The 15,705-nt window shown below is 41.1% G+C and carries 15 protein-coding genes; 6 read left to right on the forward strand and 9 right to left on the reverse strand.

Going from position 1 to position 15,705, the window contains the following annotated elements:
- From A5N85_RS09260 to A5N85_RS09280, 5 genes are all read right to left on the reverse strand, one after another.
- On the reverse strand, positions 1–786 hold a 786-nt coding region (locus A5N85_RS09260), incomplete at its 3' end, for a hypothetical protein (RefSeq protein ID WP_143143242.1).
- A gap of 128 nt (positions 787–914) precedes the next feature.
- Positions 915–2,351, reverse strand: a complete 1,437-nt coding sequence (locus A5N85_RS09265) for an efflux transporter outer membrane subunit (RefSeq protein ID WP_072576974.1) — start codon at positions 2,349–2,351, stop codon at positions 915–917.
- Positions 2,348–5,494: an efflux RND transporter permease subunit gene (locus A5N85_RS09270; protein WP_072576975.1), complete on the reverse strand. Its 3,147-nt coding sequence runs from the start codon at positions 5,492–5,494 to the stop codon at positions 2,348–2,350. Before A5N85_RS09270 ends, A5N85_RS09265 begins: the two co-directional genes overlap by 4 nt.
- 20 nt (positions 5,495–5,514) lie before the next feature.
- On the reverse strand, positions 5,515–6,798 hold the full coding sequence (locus tag A5N85_RS09275; RefSeq protein WP_072576976.1) for an efflux RND transporter periplasmic adaptor subunit: 1,284 nt from the start codon (positions 6,796–6,798) through the stop codon (positions 5,515–5,517).
- 500 nt (positions 6,799–7,298) lie between these two features.
- Complete coding sequence (locus A5N85_RS09280; protein WP_072576977.1) at positions 7,299–7,712, reverse strand: helix-turn-helix domain-containing protein; 414 nt, start codon at positions 7,710–7,712, stop codon at positions 7,299–7,301.
- A 122-nt stretch (positions 7,713–7,834) separates the two neighbouring features.
- Between A5N85_RS09280 and A5N85_RS09285 the strand changes: the two genes are divergently transcribed.
- The 4 genes from A5N85_RS09285 (at position 7,835) to A5N85_RS09300 (ending at position 9,763) form a co-directional block, all read left to right on the forward strand.
- Positions 7,835–8,116, forward strand: coding sequence for a hypothetical protein (locus A5N85_RS09285; protein WP_072576978.1), 282 nt, complete (start codon positions 7,835–7,837; stop codon positions 8,114–8,116).
- Positions 8,117–8,136: 20 nt separating this feature from the next.
- Positions 8,137–8,499 (forward strand): DUF805 domain-containing protein, encoded by a 363-nt coding sequence (locus tag A5N85_RS09290; protein ID WP_072576979.1) that lies wholly within the window; start codon positions 8,137–8,139, stop codon positions 8,497–8,499.
- Positions 8,500–8,508: 9 nt separating this feature from the next.
- Positions 8,509–9,102, forward strand: coding sequence for a hypothetical protein (locus A5N85_RS09295; protein WP_072576980.1), 594 nt, complete (start codon positions 8,509–8,511; stop codon positions 9,100–9,102).
- Between the two features lie 88 nt (positions 9,103–9,190).
- Positions 9,191–9,763: an STM3941 family protein gene (locus tag A5N85_RS09300; RefSeq protein WP_072576981.1), complete on the forward strand. Its 573-nt coding sequence runs from the start codon at positions 9,191–9,193 to the stop codon at positions 9,761–9,763.
- A 188-nt stretch (positions 9,764–9,951) separates the two neighbouring features.
- Here A5N85_RS09300 and A5N85_RS09305 read toward each other — a convergent pair whose 3' ends face one another.
- The 4 genes from A5N85_RS09305 to A5N85_RS09320 all read right to left on the reverse strand — a co-directional run bounded on the left by A5N85_RS09305 (position 9,952) and on the right by A5N85_RS09320 (position 13,963).
- The gene (locus tag A5N85_RS09305; protein WP_072576982.1) at positions 9,952–10,743 is read right to left on the reverse strand and encodes an enoyl-ACP reductase FabI; all 792 of its coding nucleotides are present in this window, start codon (positions 10,741–10,743) and stop codon (positions 9,952–9,954) included.
- Between the two features lie 93 nt (positions 10,744–10,836).
- Positions 10,837–11,598: a nicotinamide riboside transporter PnuC gene (gene pnuC, locus A5N85_RS09310; protein ID WP_072576983.1), complete on the reverse strand. Its 762-nt coding sequence runs from the start codon at positions 11,596–11,598 to the stop codon at positions 10,837–10,839.
- 10 nt (positions 11,599–11,608) lie between these two features.
- Entirely contained in the window at positions 11,609–12,622 is a 1,014-nt protein-coding gene (gene nadR / locus A5N85_RS09315; RefSeq protein WP_072576984.1) for a multifunctional transcriptional regulator/nicotinamide-nucleotide adenylyltransferase/ribosylnicotinamide kinase NadR, read from the reverse strand.
- Between the two features lie 6 nt (positions 12,623–12,628).
- Complete coding sequence (locus A5N85_RS09320; RefSeq protein ID WP_072576985.1) at positions 12,629–13,963, reverse strand: deoxyguanosinetriphosphate triphosphohydrolase; 1,335 nt, start codon at positions 13,961–13,963, stop codon at positions 12,629–12,631.
- Positions 13,964–14,127: 164 nt separating this feature from the next.
- Between A5N85_RS09320 and A5N85_RS09325 the strand changes: the two genes are divergently transcribed.
- Positions 14,128–15,348: an MFS transporter gene (locus A5N85_RS09325; RefSeq protein WP_072576986.1), complete on the forward strand. Its 1,221-nt coding sequence runs from the start codon at positions 14,128–14,130 to the stop codon at positions 15,346–15,348.
- 209 nt (positions 15,349–15,557) lie between these two features.
- Positions 15,558–15,705 (forward strand): helix-turn-helix domain-containing protein (locus tag A5N85_RS17685; protein WP_143143243.1); only part of this gene is annotated, 148 nt, incomplete at its 3' end.

The following is a 15,705-nucleotide window of genomic DNA, read 5'->3' on the forward strand; positions in this document are numbered from 1 at the left end:
CGCTGGTAGAAAGCGCACCATATTGTCCAATGGCGTAAAGGCTAATAAATTGCCAATGGTATAGGTAATACCCACAAAAATAGAATCCATCGCAACAACGCCTAATATAGCAAGAATTTTTCTAATCAGTGGATTAGACCAATGATAATGTAGCGACCATTCGTTTAGACGACGTCTAATCGGACGTGTCAGCGCACGCAATCCATGATAAAGCAAAAGCATGGTAATAATGATAATACCTAAGTTTTTCACTGCATTAAGAAAGGTATTCCAATTGATATTGCTGAGCCGATAATCTTTACCCGCAAAGATATTTTTAACCGCTTGCCAATTATGCTTCATCCTATCGCTCACTTGAGTGACGACTTTTGCGCTGGCATCTGCTAGTTTGCGAGGTAAGCTAACAGCTTGAGAAATAGCAGCTTTGGTGTTTTCCGTTACTTTAGCAATAGGATCATCGTCATATGATTCCGTTTTTTCTGCTGTTGATCCTGTATCACTACTTTTATCTGTGGTAACGGGTGTTCCTGCTAAAGAAGAAAGGGCAGTAACCACACCACTTTTTTCTGTATCTTCTGAGGTAGAACTAGAGATTTCGTCATCTGAAGGAGAGTTTTTAGTGACTGCGCGTAATTGCTCAATCAGCACTTTCCTCTGCTTAGGATTATCTAGCATGTCTGCTAACTGTGCTAATGCAGCTTTATCTTGTTGAGAAAGGGAAGATTCAGCATGTAAAGAAGGTAAACAGAAGCTGAGTAAGAAGGCAAGCCAGAATTTTCGTAGCATATTGCTATCCTGATGAGCAGAAAAACAGACGAAATTATAACGACTTCAGAATAAATGTCATCTAACGGTTAAGAGAGAAAACCGTTGTAAAAATTAATTTTTACAACGGTAATCAAATAAAGAGCTTTTTATAGTGTATTGATTTTTAATCCATATTCTTCTAGCCCACCTGACATTGTCGTATAGAGGCGAACCATATTTTGTAATAGATTGAGTTGTAAGGCTAATAAACTTTCTTCAGCTTTATAACCGACGCGCTCTGCATCTATTAGAGTCAAACCATTGCTAACCCCAGCTTTAAATCGCATTCTTTCTAATCTCACCACTTCTGCTTGCGCTTTTACCGCTCGGGCAGTAGCTGCATATTGTTCAGCATACGTTTCATAAGCGACTAAAGCATCTGCGACTTCTTTGAAAGCATTTTGAACCGCTTTTTGATAATCCTCAACGGCTTTTTTCTGTTGTAATTCGCTAATGCGTACATTGGCATTTAGCTGACTGCGATTAAAAATCGGTAGCGTAATAGAAGGGGTTAAGCTCCAAAAGCTATTAGGACCTTTAAAAAGATTATTGAGTTCACTGCTCGCATAGCCGGCATTATCCGTTAGGCTAATGCTTGGGAAAAGCGCCGCTTTTGCCGCACCAATATTAGCATTGGCTGCACGCAAAGCATATTCAGCGCTGCGAATATCTGGACGACTGGATAAAATAGCAGAAGGGATGCCGGCAGGAAGATGAACGTTAGCAAACTGTTTATTTAAATCAATCGCAGGTGGAAGTTTGAGTTGACTGACGGGAATTCCTACTAAAACGCTTAAAGCATTTTTGGCTTGCTCGTAATTACGGCGGTAGGCTTGATAGTCTGCTTTAGCTGTTTCATTGGCATTTTCATAACCTTTCAAGGTTAGCCCATTGATAACGCCAGCTCGCATTTGTAGGCGTGCGAGCTGTGTGCTTTCTTTTCGAGCATCTAAAACTTTTTCAGATAAGTCCATTAAAGCGCGAGAAATACGCGCATTGTAATAAGCTTGCGCTACATTTTGAATAATGCTGAGCTGAACACTGTCTTTTGCTTCTTGGGTTTGTAAATAGGTATTGAGTGCTGATTCAGATAAGGCACTTACTCGCCCGAAAAAATCTAGCTCAAAGGCGTTAATGCCAACAGCAGCTCGGTAGGCAGAGGAATAAAGTGCGTTTCCAGTGGGCGAGTTTGCAGTACCAGTTCGGCTGCGTGTTGCATTTGTGCTGATTACAGCGGTTGGGAATTCGTTACTGCGAGAAATATTATATTTTTCTGCTGCCATTTCAATGTTTAACGCAGCTGTTTTTAAATCATGATTATATTGCAAGGCAGAAGCAATAAGCGCTTGTAATTGAGGATCGCGGAAAAATTCTCGCCATCCTAATTCTTGTACGGATTGACCTTTTTGCTCAGTTAATGCCGTTTTCATCCATTGTTGCTCTAAAGCCACTTCAGGTTGCTGATAAGAGGGGATGAATGAACAAGCGCTGATGAAAATCGCTAGAGGCAAAACTTTTAGAGGGAATTTTTTTAAAGCCTTCATAGAGAAGCTCCTTTAGATTGTTGGGTAGCCACATATTTATCTTTTACACCATGACCACCGCCAAAGATTTTACGAATAACAACATAATAAATAGGAACAAGGAAAACTGATAAAAACGTGCCTATCAACATTCCCCATAACACGCTGGTTCCAATCGCACGCTGACTAGCAGAGCTAGCGCCCGTTGCAATATATAAAGGGATAACACCAGCAATAAAGGCGATTGAGGTCATGATAATCGGGCGGAAACGTAGATGTGCAGCGGTAAGTGCGGCACGAATTTTACTTAATCCTTGTTCTTGCAAGTCTTTCGCAAATTCTATAATCAAAATCGCATTTTTTGCTGATAAGCCCATAACTGTTATCATACCGACTTTGAAGTAAATATCATTTTCAAAACCGCGTAGCATCGTTCCTAAAGCCACCCCTAAAACACCCAAAGGTATCACCATCAATACTGCAAATGGAACGGACCAGCTTTCATATAGAGCCGCTAAGCACAGGAAAACAGCGAGCAAAGATAAACCATAGAGGAAATATTGAGAATTTCCAGCACGAAGCTCTTCAAGTGATTGTCCTGTCCAATCTAAGCCAAATCCATCTAGCTGACTGACTAATTTTTCAATCTCCGCCATTGCCTGACCAGAAGAATAGCCGGGCGCAGCAGTGCCAGAAATTGCCATGGCATTGAAGCCGTTATAGCGAGTGATTTGTTGTGCGCCGTTTTCCCAACGAACATCAACCAAATCTCGCATGGCAACTAATTCTCCACGATTATTCGGCACGGTTAAATTCAATACGTCTTCAGGTTGCATCCGCGCTTTGGCATCTGCTTGAACATATACTCTTTGCATTCTGCCATTATTCGGAAAATCATTGATATAACTAGAACCTAAAGCTGTAGATAAGGTTGCGCCAATTGCGGAAAAAGGAACATTTTGAGCATAGGCTTTGTCGCGATTGATATTTAAGACAAGCTGAGCCGTATCTTCCAATCCACTGGGACGCGCACTAGCAATAACAGGACTTTGCGCCATCATACCGAGTAATTGGTTACGCGCTGCTAATAATGCTGCATGTCCTTTGTTGTTACGGTCTTCCAAGCGGAAATCAACGCCATCAGATGTGCCAAGTGAAGGAATAGGTGGGGGATTCAGTGGGAAAATAATCCCTTGATTGAATTGCCCGAAAAGACCAAAAAGTCTGCCAACTAAAGCATTGGCGCTTTGCTCGGGATTATTGCGTTCTGCCCAATCTTTTAAACTGACAAATTGTAATGCCATATTTTGCCCAGAACCTGAAAAACTAAAGCCTAATACTGAAACGACATTCTTTACTTCATTCTGGCTAAGAATCATTTTTTCCGCCTCTTTAACAACCGCTTCTGTTCGGGATTGCGTTGCATCTGGATTAAGCTGATAACTGGTAATCAAAAAGCCTTGATCCTCACTGGGAAGAAACGAAGTCCGTACTTTATTAAGCGTATAGCCTGTTAAAGCAGTCAAAATCACAAAAATGAGCATCATAAAATAGCTACGACGAATAAGCTTTGCTAAAAAACCTTCATAAGCTTTGCTTGTGCGTTTAAATCCGCGGTTAAACGCGCCAAAAAATCCGCGTTTTTCATGATGATCTTCCCGCGCTGGTTTTAAAATGGTCGCGCATAGTGCAGGCGTGAGAGAAAGCGCTAAGAAAGCAGAAAAACCAATAGCTGCTGCCATCACTAAAGCAAATTGACGCATAATTGAACCAGTGGCACCACTTTGAAACGCCATTGGAACAAAAACAGAAATCAAAACTAAAGTAATCCCAATTACTGCACCAGTAATTTGCGTCATTCCCTTATGCGCGGCTTGATAAGGCGTTAGTCCTTCCTCAACCATTAGGCGCTCAACGTTTTCCACTACCACGATCGCATCATCAACCACAATCCCAATGACTAGAACCATGGCAAACATGGTGAGCACATTGATAGATAAACCTAAAGGATACATCAACGCCAATGCGCCTAAAAGTGAAATTGGCACAACAATCACAGGAATAATTGTGTATCGAATATTCTGTAAAAACAGATACATCACGATAAAAACCAAAATAATCGCTTCTACTAAGGTATGTAACACTTTCTCTAAAGAAATTTTGACGAAAGTAGAAGTGTCATAAGGAATATCCCACCCCATCCCTTCTGGGAAATACTCAGCCATTTCCGTCATTTTTTCGCGAATGGCTTGGGCAGCCGATACCGCATTCCCTGTAGAAGATAATTGCACACCGATACCAATAGAATCTCTACCATTTAGCCGTGCTTGAGTAGAATAACTTTGCTGACCCAACTCCACGGTAGCGACATCTTTTAAACGAACCGTTGCGCCAGAAGGAAGCGATTTTAAAACAATATTTTCAAACTCATCAGCATTGGTTAATTGCCCACTTACACTAATCGTATTGGTAATTGCTTGTCCGCTTACTGTTGGCGTATCTCCTAAAGCGCCGGCACTAACCTGTGCATTCTGTGTCGAAATAGCAGCATTAACATCGGCAAAAGATAAATCATAATTTTTCAACTTCTCAGGGTTTACCCAAATCCGCATAGCCCGTTCAGAACCAAAAATTTGAACATCACCAACGCCCTCTACGCGTTGAAGGGCAGATTTAACCGTGCGCACCGCATAATCAGAAACTTCCGCAGTCGTCATCTTGCCGCTTTCATCCGCGTAAAGCATCGCAAATAGTAAAAAGTTTGAACTTGATTTGGTAACCACAACCCCCGTATTTCTAACAGATTGAGGCAAACGCGGTTCCACTTGCGATAATTTATTTTGCACATCAATTTGTGCTAAATCCTCATCCATACCTGAGCGGAACGTCAGCGTAATTTGTCCTCGCCCACTGGAATACGCCTTTGACTCCATATAATCTACGCCTTCGACGGCGTTCATTTGTTCCTCAATAATGGAAATCACGCCATTTTGCACCGTTTCTGCACTCGCACCGGTATAAGAGAAACTAATATTGATAGTGGGTGCAGCAATATTAGGATATTGCTCAATTGCTAGGCGGCTAGCAGAAAAAATCCCCGCCAACATAATAAAAATTGCGACTACCCACGCAAAAATCGGGCGATCAATAAAAAACTTAGCCATAAATGATTACTCCCGATATCTTATTGCACAGCTGATTTTTCAGAACTTTGCGCTTCTTTTACTGCTTCAGGAGCTTGATTAGTCATTTCATCAGATTGCCACGGTTTTGTTTGCACCGTTTTCGCGCCCATCATTCCTGCCTTTGCTAAACCTTCAACAATAATCTTCATTCCCTCTTTAAGCCCATCGGTAATAATCCACTGATTATCCTGCTGACCAATAATCGTTACCGGAACCGGGTGGAAAGAGCCATCTTCCTCTACCACCATCACAATATTTTTTTCTCCACGCGTTACCGCTTGTTGAGGAATTAAATAAGCATTTGGATAACTGGCTTGTGGAACCACTACGCGAACATATAAGCCGGGCAATAAATCGCCCTTAGGATTAGCAACCTCTGCTCGTAGCGTTAGCTCGCCAGTTGTTTCATTCACCGTTTGATCCACAAATAACAATCTTGCTTGCTGTGGATAAATAGACCCGTCTTCCAATAAAATTTCTAGTCCCCCCTTATCTGCTTGCGCTTGACCATTTTGTAAAATATTTTTCAACTTCAAAACCGCATCCGCAGATTGGGTAATATTTAAATACATTGGATTGAGCTGCTGAATTTTTGCCATTTGCGTATTAGAAGCCGTTACATAAGCCCCCTCGCTGACTTGAGAGCGTCCAATCCGCCCAGAAATAGGCGCATTTAATCCTGCATAACCTAAAGAAATATTAGCAGAATCAATCGCCGCTTTAGCGGCTGCAATCTGTGCATTAGCAGCCGCAATATTGCTCTCTTGCACCTTTAAATTCGCAACAGCATTATCATATTCTTGACGAGAAATTGCATTGGCTTTGACCAAAGGCGCATAGCGATTTACCGTTGCACGTTGCAAATCCCGGTTGGCTTTCGCTTGTCCTAAACTGGCTTGCGCAGATTTTAAATTTGCTTGCGCGGTCAATAGCGCTGCGCGATAAGTACCAGTATCAATTTGATAAAGCGGCTGTCCAGCACGGACTTCGCTGCCTTCTGTAAATAAGCGTTTTTCCACAATGCCACTTATCCGCGGAACAATAACCGCCTCGCGTGAAGCTTCTAAACGAGCGGGAAGATTTTGCTTAATCGTAACCGTCTGAGGTTTAGCAGTAATGATGCTAACCACAGCAGGGGGGGCTTTTTGTGCAGATGCAGAATTGGTTGGCGCTTTATCATTATTATTTTGTCCTGTAACTTCCTTAATTTTGTCGCATCCCGTTAACCCTAACGTTGCTGCAACAATCACCAATCCTAGCGGTGAAACCTTAGCCAGCTTCATATAAACCTCTGTTAGAAAAAATAAAAAAAATTATAGCGAGTTCAAAGCAGATTAGATACCGCAGAAAATAAAAGGGTAATATTTTCATCGCTAAAAAAGCGTGCATTATACATACGGAGTTGTATGTAAGACAATAAAAATACGATATAACCAAGAGGTTACTTATCTTATTTTTATTTAATGAATAAATTTTTAATAAGCCGAGACCTTTGCAAAAAACATAAAATAGAGACATTTCAATTTTTCAAATTTTGAAAATATATTAAAATTATGGTGTTAATTTTTTTTACTAGTAACAAAAATTAGTGTAAAACGGAAAGGTCCCAATATACACTTTGAAAACAGTCTCCTATCCTTAAGTGCTGTACATATTTTTTGGGAACCCTGCTATATAGCTGAATGTCTTTAACTTGCATACAGGATTTGAGCGTCTTTCCGTACTAACGTGTGCCGTCTGTGGTTCGTCAGTTTGTATGCAAGATGAACTTATTCAGCTATACCTAACAGCATTTTTTTTGTAATAATTCAATCATCCGTTGCAATGTATGAATTTCTCTCGCCTGTTGTTCAAGTAAAAGTTCTTTCGCCGAAATAATCTCTTCTTGATGCGATAGCATGAGCTTAAGTTTGGTAATTTCTTGAGATAAATCTTCTGATGTGCCGTAATAATTGCTGCTATGTTGACTATTTTCGTTAATTAAACAAATCACACTACGTTCATTGATAGCCATTAAATCTTTTAAGTCTATCCCAAAAATACTCGCAACTTTTTCTAATTTTGGGATATTAAACTGAGTTTCCCCTCGCTCTAATTTGGCATAGCCAGCAGTTGACATTTGCAACTTTTCTGCCATTTCTTCTTGAGACCACTGGCGTAATTCGCGCATCATGCGGACTTTTTCATTGACTTGCATAGTGATATTCCTAATTTCGGTAGAGTATATCCCGTTTTCATCGCTGGGAAAAAATAACAATATAAATAAAAATACATAATCACGAAAGTTATTCGTTATAAATATATGGTTTGGAGGTCTGAATGAAAATAATAGCCCTGTTTTCAATAGCAATGTTAGTGTTTACAACGGCTTGTTCAAAAGAAGAGAGTGAAACAAAAAATAAATTTGTTCGTGATTGCACATCAACAGGTGGAACAGAAAAAATTTGTAGCTGTGTGTTTACTAAATTGAGTAAAGAATATGGCAAAGAACGGATGAAAGCATTGATTTATGCAACCGACCCTTCGGAAGTTTTTGAAAATCAGGAGGATGTAAAAGACTTTATGGAAAAAACGGTCGAATTTGGTCAGCAGTGTCAATAATCTTGAAAGGAAAATAAAACATGAATTGGTATTTAACTTGTCTTAAAAAATACGCGACTTTTTCAGGACGCGCACAACGGAAAGAGTTGTGGTTTTTCTTTTTATTCTACATCATTATTGTAATTGTTTTAACAATCCTTGATATTTTTACGGGATTATATGACCCACAGACGGGTTCTGGTATTTTAAGCGGCATTTTTCAGTTAGCCATGTTTCTTCCCAGTTTGGCGGTGCAAGTTCGCAGATTGCATGATATTGGCAAAAACGGATGGTGGTGGTTGATTGCACTGACAGGTATTGGCGCTTTTGTTTTAATTTATTTTTATTGTTTAGGCAGTGAAAAAGGCGCGAATCAATATGGCGCTAATCCCAAAGAGGTTTAGAGGCTAATCATGAGTTTAACCGAAAAATATCCTGAAATTTATAAAAAAAGTAAGCTCCTAATGGAGCTGCTTTTTGTCCGATACGCTGTTTTATTTTTGATTTTTTTATTTATTCCAGCGGAATGGGAAAATCTTATTTATGTTTTAACGATTTTAGCTACTGGCGTGGATTTAGTGCTTTTAGTGCTTGATGTGAATGAATGGAGCAAGGTTGGAGTAAAAATGCCTTCTTTTTGGTGGGCGCTGATTGTGCCTGTCTATCTTTGGAAAAGAAGTAATATTTTAGAAACCAGTAAAACGCCTTTTTGGTTATATCTCTGCACCATCACTATTAGCACAGTCTTTTTTATTTTCTATGATGCGTCTTTTGATGATGATGAGGCTTATTATGCTGAGTTAGAACAAACGGCTTGCCAAATTGCCACTGATATTGCACGCAAAAATCAATACTTGCGTAGTTTAGGGAAATGTATCAGTGTTTCTATCACTTCTTCTTATGATTATGAGCATGATGGCATTGCCACTTTTTCATCTGGTAGAACGGTTCGAATAAGCATTTCAGAGCTTAAAAATAATGAAGTTTATGTTGAGTTTGTTAATTGATAAATCAAATCATTTAAAAATAAAATAAAAGTCTCATCTATTTTTTGAATGATTACGCTATCAATATCTGTATTAAGGAAATATTGAGATGAATACAAAAGAATTTTATAAAAATAAAACCAAATTAGCTATGTTGCTCGCTGGTAGTATGATTTTTTGCATACTTTGTATATGGGTAATGGTTGACCCGCCTGTATGTAAAATGGGACGATGCCGATTAGTGGAAAGATTATATTCTAATGCGCCTTTTTTCTACTATCTTTTATGTGTCGCGGGGTTAATACTTTTTCTATTAATTAGTATGTTAATGATTAAAATTTTGATTTCTAATCAACCTTTTTTACGCCTATATCATCAAAAGATTGAAATTATTCCAGCGTTTGGAGAATCTGTTGTTATTCCAATTGCTGCAATTAAAGAGATGACTCAATTAAAAGAGGGAAAAAATGTTTTCTTGGTTTTGACCTTATCAGATAGCATGCTTATTGAAAATTTGACGTTTATTCAGCAAAAAGTATTGAAGGCAAATATAGTTCCTCCCACGCTCTCTATCTCTACCATTGCAGCGCAAGAAACCTCTGATGTGATAGAGCAAGCCATTAGAAAACAGATGTTGTTGTTTGCTTCTATGGCAGAGCAAAAAGTGGTGCTTGATAAATAGGTGATTAAGTGCGATGAATTGAATGGTGATTTAAAAAACTTTTAAACGCAAAGACGCAGGATGCGCCTTTCGTTTTATTTATATAGTGCAATCAGCTAAAAAATGGGACGTTATTTACCGCCAGAAGTAGCTAGGTAGGGTTTATAGAAAGTTCCGTTTTTAGCTGATTTGGCTATATGGAATGAGAATTAGTCGTCGCTCATTTGGACAGATGAGAAGATGTTATAGCCACCGTCAACGTAGGTGATTTCACCGGTAATGCCTGAAGCAAGGTCAGAGCAAAGGAATGCGGCAGTGTTGCCCACTTCTTCAATGGTAACGCAACGGCGTAGTGGGGCGGTTTTTTCAAAGCCTTTGAGCATTTTGCGGAAGTCTTTAATACCGCTAGCCGCTAAGGTGCGGATTGGACCAGCAGAAATGCCGTTGACGCGAATGCCATCTTGTCCTAAATCTGCTGCAAGGTAGCGGATAGAAGCTTCTAAGCTCGCTTTAGCAAGCCCCATAGTGTTGTAGTTAGGAACGGCTTGCACAGCGCCAAGATAGGTAAGCGCTAGTGCAGCTGCGTTGCGGTCTTTCATCAGTGGATAGGCATAGCGCATGAGAAGTGGGAAGGAGTAAGCGCTGATTTCATGGGCTAGGGTAAAGTTTTCTCGGGTGCAGCCGTCTAAAAAGCGTCCTTCAATGGCTTCTCTTGGCGCAAAAGCAATGGCGTGAATCAGTCCGTCTAGTTCGCCCCATTCTGTTTTTAGGGTAGCAAAGGCGTTTTCGACTTGTGCTTCATCAGCGACGTCTAGTGGTAAAAAGCATTTGACGTTAAATTCCGCGCCCATTTTTTCAACACGAGGTTTGAGTTTTTCGTTTTGGTAAGAGAGCGCAATTTCAGCCCCTTCGCGATGCATCGCTTGTGCAATGCCATAGGCAATGGAAAGGTTACTTGCTAGTCCAGTAATGAGTATTTTTTTACCTTGTAAAAATCCCATAATGTTGTCCTTTTATTGAATAAAATTGATGATATGTAAAGCATATTGCCCATAGTGAATGTTTATGGGGATGGTTCGTTAAAATGAAAGTGGTTAGGTGTTACGGCTATTCTTCCACCATTCGTAGATACCGACAATGCAGTTGATTTGATAAATAATGGTTTGGGTGGCAAAGATAAGATTATGGTTAGCGAGGTTGACGGCAAGCCAAATGAAGTTTGAGGCAATCCATAACCACCAACTAAAGGAGTAGCGAAGAATCATGGTAGTTTGCGCGGTAACGGCAATTACAAAGGCAACAATGTTAATTTGATACCAAGTAATGGCAAATCCTGCGAAGCTAAGGGCAGCATCATTGTCTTTTTCGATAAAGCTGTATTTTTGTAGGTGGTCGTTGATGGTGGGAAAGAGAAAGAGAGCAATAGCAATGAAAACAATGGTAATAAGCCAGACGTATCCAGTGGCTTGCTTGGGAATCATGTTGCCGTCGCCGTCTTCGTTTTTTGCCCAGTAGCGTAAGGCATAGAGATGGGTAAACATGTTGTAAAGTGGGGTGAGCATTAGACCTGTTGCGCCACTTCTGCCTTGTGCGATGACTTCACCGATGTTGGCAGTGATGCCTAGTCCGTTACCACTGATGTTTTTACGAAAGGCAAGCGCAAGTACGCAAAGCATGCCAATGAGTGCAACGGCGAGTTTAAAGGTTTCAAAGCCGATATTGATAGATTCTTCAGTCGGTAGGAAGTAGTTTAGCTCGTGTAGGTAGCCCCAAAATAAGGCAGCCGCGCCACAGATAAACCAAACGATTGACCATTGTTTTTGCCAAGGTCCAGTGATTTTATCGAGTATATTCATGTGTTATTCCTTATATCTTACCGTTGTAGATGTGGTGGGTAATGTATTCCACTGCTTTTTGATAGCGCTCTTGGTAACCACTTTCGCTAATTTCAAAGTAGGGAATGTTATGCTCTTGGTAGAGCGTTTTTAATAAATTTTGAAAGGCGTTACGTGATTCGTGGTCGCCTAAGGTGCGTAATCCGTCATCTACCCATACGGTATTGTTTGCAAGCAAAATGGTATGGTCAAATCGCATATTCTCAATATAGGCGGCGGTCATAGGATCGCGCTTGCCTTCGTAGGTTTGGCAGAATGCTTGTGTGGTAACAAAGTCGGTATCAATGATGGTAACGGGCGCAGTTGGGTCTTCTAAAGCGGCATCAACGGCTTTAGCATGGTCTTGGCTGATGCGTTGATAGTCTGAGTATTGGAGGGCGAGTTCGCTGCCGCCAAGTGCATAGTCCACATATAGTCGCCCTTGTTCGAGGACGTAATCGGCAAGAAAGTAATTGGCGAGTTTGTAAACAAGGGTGGTTTTGCCCGAGCTTTCACCGCCAACGACAGCAATGGTTTTAGTGTATTCACGGCGTGCGGTTGGGTGGATGTCTAGCCAATGATGGACAGGGTCGTGATGGATGGCATCGGTATCGTAATCATTATGTCTAGGAAGTGCGATAAAGCGATTTTTCGGTAAATGTAAGCGCCATGTATGGGTTTCATCAGAGATGAGTTTGGCTTTTTCGCTAATGCCAAGCGCTTCTCGGAGATGTTGAAGTTTGGCTTGAGCGTCTGGTTGGTCTGGGTCGATGTTGGGCATCGGATAGGTGTGAATTTGAATAAAGTCAAATTGGTTAAAGGCGCGTTGCATCCAGCGGGCTTTGTCTTCTAAGGTAACTTCATAGTGCTGTTTGGGATTGGGATGCTCTAAGATAACGATATGGAGTTTGTCCACAAGTCCAACGGCGTGTTGGATAAGGCGGACGTGTCCGCGATGAAGAGGTTCAAAGTGGCCGATCATCCAGCCGGTATTGGTGTGAGACATAGTTTTTTAATCAACAGGTAAAGAAATGCCGGTTAGCTTTTTATAGAGCGAAACGGCGTAGGAATCCGTCATGCCTGTGATGTAATCACAAATAGCCAGTAAATGTTGGTAATGGCTTTGTGCATGGCGATGATAGCGAGAGGGCAATAGCTCCATAATCATGCGATAGTGGCGAGGGGCTTTGTGTTGCGCTAATAAGGTATGCATTGCCGCAGTGCAAAAGATATCAATTAAGCCGTTTAAAATTCGGTGTCCAGCAATTTGGACTTCTAAAACAGGTCGGCAAATGTAGATATATTGTTGGGCGTAGGTGCGCAATGCTTCTAAGGATTGCCGGGAAGGGATACTTTCTAACAAGGCTTGGTGATGACGACCTTCAAGAAGCGCGTTTTCGTTTTGCCAAAAGATATCTAAGGTTTCGTGTACTAATCTTCCAATGGCTTTGGCGCGTAGGTAAGCCAGTTGGTCGCTTTTGCTTTTCATTCGATTTAGTCGAGCTGGGTCAATCAGGTTATCTGCAAGATTGCCTAACAATTCTCGAGCGTTATTAAAAGGCATTTGTCCAACTTGATAGGCATCTTCGATATCGGCGATAAGGTAGCAAATATCATCAGCGGCTTCCATGAGAAAGGATAGGGGATGCCGCTGCCAAGTTTGTTGTCCAATCAATGGTAATTCTAATAGGGAAAAGATATGGGAATAGTCTGTCAGGTCATCTTGATAGACGCCATTTTTTTTATAGGGAGATTGCGCTTGGTAAGCTGCTGTGGTGGGGTATTTGGCTGCCGCAGCAAGGGTTGTGGCGGTTAGTCTTAAGCCGCCTTGGTTGTCAGGACTTTCTAGGCGATTGGTGATACGAAAGCCTTGCGCATTGCCTTCGATATGCTGTAAATCCATTTTTTCTGCATCGGAGAGATGTAGAGTGTTGAGAATGGTTTCGCCTTGTTCAGAGGTGAAAAAATCGCACATGGCTTGTTCGCCTGAATGCCCAAAGGGAGGATTGCCTAAATCATGTGCTAGGCATGCCGCGGCAACAATATCGCCAACATCTGACGCTTGGATATGGCGTTCTCGCAGTTCGGGATAATTTTGCAAAAGCTTTTCTCCAGCACTACTGCCTAAGCTGCGTCCTACACAAGACACTTCTAAGGAATGCGTTAGACGGGTGCGGACGTAATCGTTTTTTTCTAATGGAAAGACTTGGGTTTTATCCTGCATTCGCCGAAAGGCAGCAGAAAATAGGATGCGATCAACATCGCGTTGAAATTCGGAACGAACGGAAGGTTCTGGTTGTGCGGCTTGTCCAATTCTTGCAGTGGAAAAGCATTTTTCCCATGACATAGGTGATAGTTTCTTTCGATAAAAATGCGCAGTGTATAGCGATGCTGATTGGCTCGCAATAGAAAGGCTTTTAATTGGTTGCGGTAATCTGCTTTATTTAATTGGTCGAATTTATTATAAGCTTGGTATATATTAGAAATAACTAAATATAAGGAGGAGATGTTATGAATACATATCGTAGTGGTATTCGTTTATTCATCATTTATTGGCTATTTTTTAGCGTCGGGTCGATTTTTATCAGTAATGGTTTTAAGTTTGCGGTCTATGATATGAGTCAGTCGCCACGATTGGTGTCGCTGGTGGGGTCAATGTCAGGAGTGGCGTTTATGACGGTGGGCTTGTTTGCGGGGATTGTTGTTTCCGCTACGTCTAATCGTTTGTTTATTTTTTTGCATTTGTTTTTGTTTGCGGCGGTATCTGTCGTGATTTATGCCTTGTTTCATCAGCATTGGTTAACGATTGCTTGGATGTTTTTCTTTATTTTATTGCAGGGAATTAGCGCTTCTTTTCATTCAGCGGCGGCAAATCGCGTTTTTTATGATTTGGCAGGGATAGAGCGCTTGTCTTTTTGGTTGTCGAAAAGAAATATTGCGGTGAGTGTTGGGTCGGTAACGGCGCTGGTTTTGTTGAGTTTTTTCGTGGAAAAGAGTGCGGCGTTATTTTTGGTTTATGCGCTGATTTTGCTTTTTTCGGCGGTGTTGTTTGTTTTTACGCGCTATGAAGACAGTAATCAGCGTCAATCTTTTATCGGGGTGTCTGAGATGTTGTGCTATGTCCGCAGGGAGTTTGCGGCATTTTTACGGTTTTCATGGCGTAATCGCACGGTGCGGGTGTTGTTTCTTTTGTCTTTTTTAAAAACGTTTTTTATTTATTGGGCGATGTCGGCAGGGGTGCTGCTAAAGCTAGGTATTGATAGCGCGGAAAGTCGTCGTTTGTATTTGTGGATTTTAATGGCGATGGATTTTGTCAATATTGCAGCGTTGTATGTGGTGGGAAAATGGCAGACGTTTAGCAATCGGAGTTTTTTGCTTGGGGCAGGGGTCAGTGCATTGGGGATTTTGTTGTTTGCGCTGCTGTCGAATAAGTGGTTGGCGATTGCGGCGTTATCACTGATGCATATTGGTTTTGCAATTAGTCAGATGGCGTCTGGTTATGTGTTGCGTTTAGCTTTGCCTGAGCGGTTTCGCACACAGGGGATTTCGTTTGCTGTTATTCCTTATTATTTTGCCGATATTGTGTCAGGGGTATTTTTTGCGGCGTTGTTGGGTATTTTGAGTGTGTCGGAATTATTGGTCGTTAGTGGGGGTGGATTATTGGCGCTTTGTATTGTGTTAATACCAGTGATTTCGGGGGATTTGATTTTGTTTGAGGAGGAAATAACTTGAATTGAACAATATTGGAGAGAGGGTCAGAGAAATACTAAACTCTACAGAGTTGTTCTCGTTGATGATGGAACTCTAAGCTTTTGTCTAACGGACTTGTAGTGGTTTTATTTTTTTCGATTATAGTCAAATCACTTATAATCCAATCTATCCAAAGCAGATATAAAGAACAACTTGTAGTAGAATTATCAAAAACAAACTGAGCATATCCTATGACCTACTGCCGCCAATTCCGACAGAAAATTCTTAACGATATTGCTAATGGAGAAACTTGGCGCGCTGTTGCAAAGCGCTACAAGATCAGCAAATTCACCGTCTATAGCTGGATTAAAAATCCCCATCCTAAAGGCTTTACTGAGC

Source organism: Suttonella ornithocola (assembly GCF_001889065.1).
Lineage (GTDB): Bacteria > Pseudomonadota > Gammaproteobacteria > Cardiobacteriales > Cardiobacteriaceae > Suttonella_A > Suttonella_A ornithocola.

Bases quoted from the DNA above. Each gene is read 5' to 3' on its own strand.
- A5N85_RS09265 (WP_072576974.1), bottom strand. From the start codon at position 2,351: ATGAAGGCTTTAAAAAAATTCCCTCTAAAAGTTTTGCCTCTAGCGATT.
- A5N85_RS09270 (WP_072576975.1), bottom strand. From the start codon at position 5,494: ATGGCTAAGTTTTTTATTGATCGCCCGATTTTTGCGTGGGTAGTCGCA.
- A5N85_RS09275 (WP_072576976.1), bottom strand. From the start codon at position 6,798: ATGAAGCTGGCTAAGGTTTCACCGCTAGGATTGGTGATTGTTGCAGCA.
- A5N85_RS09280 (WP_072576977.1), bottom strand. From the start codon at position 7,712: ATGCAAGTCAATGAAAAAGTCCGCATGATGCGCGAATTACGCCAGTGG.
- A5N85_RS09285 (WP_072576978.1), top strand. From the start codon at position 7,835: ATGAAAATAATAGCCCTGTTTTCAATAGCAATGTTAGTGTTTACAACG.
- A5N85_RS09290 (WP_072576979.1), top strand. From the start codon at position 8,137: ATGAATTGGTATTTAACTTGTCTTAAAAAATACGCGACTTTTTCAGGA.
- A5N85_RS09295 (WP_072576980.1), top strand. From the start codon at position 8,509: ATGAGTTTAACCGAAAAATATCCTGAAATTTATAAAAAAAGTAAGCTC.
- A5N85_RS09300 (WP_072576981.1), top strand. From the start codon at position 9,191: ATGAATACAAAAGAATTTTATAAAAATAAAACCAAATTAGCTATGTTG.
- A5N85_RS09305 (WP_072576982.1), bottom strand. From the start codon at position 10,743: ATGGGATTTTTACAAGGTAAAAAAATACTCATTACTGGACTAGCAAGT.
- pnuC (WP_072576983.1), bottom strand. From the start codon at position 11,598: ATGAATATACTCGATAAAATCACTGGACCTTGGCAAAAACAATGGTCA.
- nadR (WP_072576984.1), bottom strand. From the start codon at position 12,622: ATGTCTCACACCAATACCGGCTGGATGATCGGCCACTTTGAACCTCTT.
- A5N85_RS09320 (WP_072576985.1), bottom strand. From the start codon at position 13,963: ATGTCATGGGAAAAATGCTTTTCCACTGCAAGAATTGGACAAGCCGCA.
- A5N85_RS09325 (WP_072576986.1), top strand. From the start codon at position 14,128: ATGAATACATATCGTAGTGGTATTCGTTTATTCATCATTTATTGGCTA.